The organism is Streptomyces sporangiiformans (assembly GCF_005768555.2).
Classification (GTDB): domain Bacteria; phylum Actinomycetota; class Actinomycetes; order Streptomycetales; family Streptomycetaceae; genus Streptomyces; species Streptomyces sporangiiformans.
Genome location: NZ_VCHX02000254.1, coordinates 1 through 4,331 on the forward strand (window position 1 = coordinate 1; position 4,331 = coordinate 4,331).

The following is a 4,331-nucleotide window of genomic DNA, read 5'->3' on the forward strand; positions in this document are numbered from 1 at the left end:
CCGGGAGCCGGGGCCGGGGCTGCGGGTCCTGCCGGCGCACCGAACGCGGGTGGCGGCGCGGCGGCCTGGGCGGGCGGCGCGAAGGACGGGGCGCCGGCCTGCTGTTGCGGCTGAGCGGCGGGCTCCTCCTCGGCGACCTCGCCGCCGAAGTTCTTCAGCAGCGCGTCGAGTCCGCCGTCGAAGCCCTGCCCGACCGCGGCGAACCGCCATACGTCCTTGAGGTAGAAGTCGCCCAGCATCACGGCGCGTTCGGTGGAGAACTCGCCGCCGCTGAAGGAGTACCGGGCCACCTCCTCGCCGCCCGCGACGATGCGGAGGTAGCCGGGAGCGATCTGCGACATCTGCCCGGCGCCGTCGATCGTCGCCGTGAACGACAGCTTCTGGATCTGCGACGGGATCTTGTCGAGCGTGACACGGAAGGCCTCCGTGTCACCCGCCTGCGCACCCAGGAGCTGAATGGCCTCCTCGGGGGTCTTCGGCTGATTGAAGAAGACGAAGTAGCGCTCGTCCGAAAGCCGTTCGTCGGCGTCCAGACCGAAGCAGCTGATGTCGAAGGTCAGACCGGGGCCGGTGATCTGCACACCTATGTACAGATCGGTGCCCGCGGTGAGGTCACTGATCTTGGCCTTGTGGCCGCGTTGGAATTCCCTGGCCATGCGTAACGACCGTCCCCCATCCGGAATGCGAGTGCGTCGCGCCAGGCTAACGGCAAAATCCAGCCGCGGACGAGGCCGGTACAGACCCGGTACACAATCCGTTCTTCCCGCCCGGACCAGCACGGTCTCCGTGGGAAGACGCCGTCACTCGTCGCGCGCTGCGGGCAGGTGAGGCAACCGGTCGGCGGCGACCACTCCTTCGAGGTAGCCGCGGGCCCGCTCCGTACGCGGATAGGCCTCGAGGAGCTCCCAGAAGCGCGGCCCGTGGCCGGGCACGAGGAGGTGTGCGAGTTCGTGGACGAGGACGTAGTCGACCACGTATTCGGGCATGCCCTGCAACCGATGCGAAAGGCGGATGCTGCCCTCGGCGGGGGTGCACGAGCCCCAGCGGGTGTTCTGGTTGGTGACCCAGCGGACCGAGACGGGCCGGGCCCGGCCGTCGAAGTACAGGTCGGAGAGCCGGGCGGCACGCTCGGAGAGCTCCGTGTCACCGAGTACCCGCTTGCTCTCCTGGGCGGCGAGCTTGTCGAGCATGACACTCACCCAGCGCTGCTCCTCCGCCTCGGACATCCGGGCCGGGATGAGCACGACGGTGCGATCGCCCTCGCGGTACGCGGAGACCGTTCTGCGTCGGCGCGTGCTCCTGCGGACCTCGATCGCGCTCGCCCGTGAGCCGCTTGGCGGCAGGCTCGTCGTGCTGCGCTGTGGCTTTCCTGCGCGGTGCAGTGGGTCGGCGGGCACGCCCCGACCGTACCTGTTGCACATGGCGGAAGTCCCGCCTCCAGAACGGTTCGATACCGATCCGCGCCCTGCGCGCGGGTTTTGTACGACGAACACCCACCACCTGTGGACAACTTCCGGCACGCGTCGGGCGACAAGGGCATGCTGGCACTCGACCGGCGAAAAACGACGAAGCACGACGAACACCGCCGGCACAACGGGGAAGTACGGGGTCTGTCATGCATCCGATGGTGAAACCCGCGCTGCGGCGCGCCTGGCGGGATCTGAACACCGTGCAGTTCGGGGTGGCACCCGCACACGCGATGGTGCTCGGCCCGATGGACACGGCGACGGGCAGTTTTCTGACCCTGCTCGACGGGACACGCGGGATTCCCCTCCTACGGGACGAGGGGCGCCGCATGGGTCTGCCCGACCGTCATGTCGACGGGCTCGTGGAGCGGCTGGCCCGGGCGGGACTGCTGGACGACGCGACGGGCGGCGGCCCGGCCGCCGATGCCCTGCGCGCGAAAAAGGCTGTTCTGGACCGGCTGCGGCCCGATCTTGCCTCGCTCTCCCTGGTCGCCCCCGCACCGGGCGACGGCATGCGCCGGTTGGCGGCCCGCCGTTCCCTGCGTGTGCAGGTGCGTGGTGCGGGGCGAGTGGGAGTGGTCCTGGCCTCCGCGCTGGCGGGCGCGGGCGTGGGCCATGTCGACGTACGCGACGGCGGCTGCGTCGAGCCATGGGACGTGGCCCCGGGCGGGCTGCCCGCCGACTCCATCGGCGAGCGCCGGGAAGAGGCGGCACGGCGGGCGGTGCGCCCGGCGGCACCGGACCGCCCGCCACGACGCGGCGGACAGTCGCCTTCCGAGGAAGCGGACCCCGGATTCTCTCTGGTGATCATCGCGCCGCGGGACGGCCTCGCCGCCCATGCGCCCGAGCCGACCGCCGCCGAACCGTTGATCGCTTCCGGGACACCCCATCTGTACGCCGGGGTCGTGGAAGGAACCGGAATCGTCGGCCCGCTGGTCCTGCCCGGCGACACGGCCTGTGCGGGCTGTCTGGACCGGGGCCGCAGCGACCGGGACCCGACCTGGCCGCGCCTGCTCGCGCAGTGGCGCTCCGGGCGGCAGCCCGACCAGGTACCGGCGTGTGATCTGACACTGTCGGCCACGGTCGCCGGGCTGGCCGCGGGGCACGCACTCGCCTTTCTCGACGGGGAGTTACCGTCGAGTGCGGGGGCTCGCTGGGAGGCCTCGGTGCCCGGTTTCAGCTGGCACGCACGGCCGGTGTGGCCGCATCCGGCATGCCCCTGCGGGACCGTGGAGAAAGCTAAGGGGGAGCAGACCTCGGGGGACGAGAGTCCGCAGGAGACAATGGCGGGGCAACAGCCGGACGCGGCTCGGCTGTCCGGTACTTGGAGGGCGCATGTCTGATCTTCCCCGGAAGGCGGTCACCCGGACCGCCAAGCTCGCCGCCCTACCGCTCGGCTTCGCCGGGCGGGCCACCTGGGGACTCGGCAAACGGATCGGCGGGAAGTCGGCGGAGATCGTGGGCCGCGAAGTGCAACAGCGCACGGCGGAGCAACTGTTCAAGGTGCTCGGCGAGCTCAAGGGCGGCGCGATGAAGTTCGGGCAGGCGCTGTCCGTCTTCGAGTCGGCGCTGCCCGAGGAGGTCGCGGGCCCCTATCGCGCGGCGCTGACGAAGCTGCAGGAGGCAGCGCCGCCGATGCCGACGCGCACGGTGCACTCCGTGCTCGAGGAGCGGCTCGGCGAGGACTGGCTCGAGCTGTTCCTGGAGTTCGAGGACAAGCCCGCCGCGGCTGCCTCGATCGGACAGGTGCACCGCGCGGTGTGGCACGACGGCCGGGAGGTCGCGGTCAAGGTGCAGTACCCCGGGGCGGGCGAGGCACTGCTCTCCGACCTGAACCAGCTCAGCCGCTTCGCCCGCCTGCTGGGGCCGCTGATTCCAGGGATGGACATCAAGCCGCTCATCGCGGAGCTGCGCGACCGGGTGTCCGAGGAACTCGACTACGGCCTGGAAGCACAGGCCCAGCAGGCGCACGCGGACGAGTTCGCGGACGACCCGGATGTACTGGTACCGGCCGTTGTGCACCAGTGTGAGCAGGTTCTGGTGACGGAGTGGATCGACGGGATACCGCTGTCGGAGGTGATCGCCGACGGTACCCAGGAGCAGCGGGACCGCGCAGGTCAGCTCCTGGCCCGCTTCCTCTTCTCCGGCCCGGCCCGCACCGGCCTGCTGCACGCCGACCCGCACCCGGGCAACTTCCGCCTCCTGCCCAGCGACTCCGGTGACCTCGACGGCGGCGCCAAGGACGACTGGCGCTTGGGCGTACTGGACTTCGGCACGGTGGACCGTCTCCCGGGCGGCCTGCCGTCGACGATCGGCGACTCCCTGCGGATGACGCTCGACGGCGAGGCCGAAACGGTCTACGAGTTGCTCTGCGAGGAGGGCTTCGTCAAGGAGTCCATAGAACTCGATCCGGACGCCGTCCTGGACTACCTGCTCCCCATCATCGAGCCGGCCCAGGTCGACGAGTTCACCTTCACCCGAGGCTGGATTCGCAGCCAGGCGGCCCGGATCGCCGACCCCCGCTCCCCGGCGTACCAGCTCGGCAAGCAGCTCAACCTGCCTCCGTCGTATCTACTGATCCACCGGGTGACTTTGAGCACCATCGGCGTGCTGTGCCAATTGGGCGCGACGGTGCGGCTGCGAGAGGAACTCGAGGAGTGGCTGCCGGGGTTCCTCGCGGAGGACGAAAGCGCGTTGGAGGAAGGGGAGTCGGCGGCCGGGGCGTGAGCCTGTGCCGCGGCCTTCTCTCGTGAGCGACCTTCTCTCGTGAGCGGGTGCAACGCACCGCGGGGGCCGGTCCGTTCGGACCGGCCCCCGCGAGCAGCGGTTTGCCTTTGCTGGTGTCGCTGTTGTCGCTGTTGCGTC

The 4,331-nt window shown here is 70.5% G+C and carries 4 protein-coding genes; 2 read left to right on the forward strand and 2 right to left on the reverse strand.

The annotated features are described in order from the left end of the window. Both FGD71_RS35375 and FGD71_RS35380 read right to left on the reverse strand, forming a co-directional pair. Positions 1-656 (reverse strand): TerD family protein (locus FGD71_RS35375; RefSeq protein ID WP_140936029.1); only part of this gene is annotated, 656 nt, incomplete at its 3' end. Between the two features lie 144 nt (positions 657-800). Further along, positions 801-1,397 (reverse strand): M48 metallopeptidase family protein, encoded by a 597-nt coding sequence (locus FGD71_RS35380; protein WP_119104647.1) that lies wholly within the window; start codon positions 1,395-1,397, stop codon positions 801-803. Positions 1,398-1,615: 218 nt separating this feature from the next. Between FGD71_RS35380 and FGD71_RS35385 the strand changes: the two genes are divergently transcribed. After that, positions 1,616-2,809: a TOMM precursor leader peptide-binding protein gene (locus FGD71_RS35385; protein WP_119104645.1), complete on the forward strand. Its 1,194-nt coding sequence runs from the start codon at positions 1,616-1,618 to the stop codon at positions 2,807-2,809. Next, on the forward strand, positions 2,802-4,193 hold the full coding sequence (locus tag FGD71_RS35390) for an ABC1 kinase family protein (protein ID WP_119104646.1): 1,392 nt from the start codon (positions 2,802-2,804) through the stop codon (positions 4,191-4,193). The genes FGD71_RS35385 and FGD71_RS35390 overlap by 8 nt, the downstream gene beginning before the upstream one ends. The last annotated feature ends 138 nt before the right edge of the window (positions 4,194-4,331 follow it).